The 469-nt window shown below is 57.1% G+C and carries 1 protein-coding gene; it reads left to right on the top strand.

Translation table 11 applies throughout. From position 1 onward, the window contains the following. Positions 1–469 (top strand): hypothetical protein (locus KDH83_RS31530; protein ID WP_212323098.1); only part of this gene is annotated, 469 nt, incomplete at both ends.

The raw sequence follows: 469 nt of genomic DNA, 5'->3' as shown, positions 1-469 counted from the left end.
CCGGAATGGGGCGTGATATTGAATGGCGTTTCCATTGGACGTATCACGGATGCCCAATACGCCGAGATACGGCGCACCGTATTGCGCAACGGTCGCATCGCATTCGAACAACTCGGCAACATGATCCAGACCGGGCTAACCGCCGCTGCCAAGGCGCTCTCCAACCTTCCCCTGATCCTGGTCTGGACACTGCTATTCGCAACAGTGGCCTTTCCAGAGGATCTGGTATCGCTAGTTCAAGAAACTCAACGGGCCAGTGTGCAGGAAATCTTGGCCTTCTTGCGGGACTTGGCGCCGCTCGCCATTGCCCTGTCCGGTGCGGCGATGGGCTTGCTTGCGCTATTGGGATACGACTTCGGATACCGAGATTGCTATCGTGAAGCCGTCGACCGCATGGTGAGACAACACTGCAAGGTAGCCGCGGTAGGCACGCTGGATCTCATCCAGATGGACACACAAAAGAAGGGAG

Source organism: Achromobacter sp. Marseille-Q0513 (assembly GCF_018195695.1).
In the GTDB taxonomy this organism is placed as follows: Bacteria; Pseudomonadota; Gammaproteobacteria; order Burkholderiales; family Burkholderiaceae_B; genus Achromobacter.
The sequence above is the reverse complement of the archived record's forward strand: the minus strand, read 5'-3'. Positions and strand labels throughout refer to the sequence as shown.